1 protein-coding gene is annotated in these 1,272 nt (G+C 60.5%); it reads left to right on the forward strand.

The window, feature by feature from the left end; translation table 11 throughout:
- Positions 1-1,272 (forward strand): serine hydroxymethyltransferase (glyA, locus tag FN806_RS20345; protein WP_246097374.1); only part of this gene is annotated, 1,272 nt, incomplete at its 5' end.

The raw sequence follows: 1,272 nt of genomic DNA on the forward strand, positions 1-1,272 counted from the left end.
GGTTTTTTCACCCAGTCTCTCTCAGAGCGCGACCCAGAGCTGTTCGGCTCGATCACGTCCGAGCTGGGCCGTCAGCGCGACGAGATCGAATTGATCGCGTCCGAGAACATCGTCTCTGCTGCCGTGATGGAAGCGCAGGGCTCGGTGATGACCAACAAATACGCCGAAGGATACCCCGGCAGGCGTTACTATGGCGGGTGTCAATTTGTTGATATCGCTGAAAATATGGCCATCGACCGCGCCAAGCAGCTGTTCGGTTGCGGCTTTGCAAACGTCCAGCCGAACTCTGGCTCTCAGGCAAACCAGGGCGTGTTCCAGGCACTGATCAAACCCGGCGACACCATCCTGGGCATGAGCCTGGATGCGGGGGGCCACCTGACCCATGGCGCCGCACCCAACCAGTCGGGCAAGTGGTTCAACGCCATCCATTACGGTGTGCGCAAACAGGACAACCAGATCGACTATGACCAGATCGAAGCGCTGGCGAAAGAGCATCAGCCCAAGCTGATCATCGCAGGCGGGTCGGCCATTCCGCGCATCATTGATTTTGCCCGCATGCGCGAGATCGCGGACATGGTCGGCGCCTATCTGCATGTCGACATGGCCCATATCGCCGGTCTGGTCGCGACAGGCGCACACCCATCGCCCTTCCCGCATGCGCATGTGGCTACTACCACCACGCATAAAACCCTGCGCGGTCCGCGGGGCGGCATGATCCTGACCAATGACGAGGCGATCGCCAAGAAAGTGAACTCGGCCATCTTCCCTGGCATTCAGGGCGGCCCGCTGATGCATGTCATCGCGGCCAAGGCCGTGGCCTTTGGCGAAGCACTGCGACCCGAGTTCAAGGACTACATCGCCCAGGTGGTCACCAACGCGCAGGCCCTGTCGGACCAGTTGATCAAAGGTGGGCTGGACACAGTCACCCACGGCACCGATACCCACGTGGTTCTGGTGGACCTGCGCCCTAAAGGCGTCAAAGGCAACGCGACTGAAAAGGCACTGGGCCGGGCGCATATCACCTGCAACAAGAACGGTGTCCCGTTCGATCCCGAAAAACCGATGGTGACCAGCGGCATCCGCCTTGGCAGCCCCGCAGGTACCACGCGTGGCTTTGGCGAGGCCGAGTTCCGCCAGATCGCCGACTGGATCATCGAAGTGGTCGACGGTCTGGCCGCAAATGGCGAGGACGGTAACGGTGAGGTCGAGGCCAAAGTCAAAGCCGAAGTCGCAAACCTCTGCGCCAGATTCCCTATCTATCCAAACTTGTAA

Origin of the sequence: Ruegeria faecimaris (genome assembly GCF_900182615.1) — a bacterium.
Lineage (GTDB): Bacteria > Pseudomonadota > Alphaproteobacteria > Rhodobacterales > Rhodobacteraceae > Ruegeria > Ruegeria faecimaris.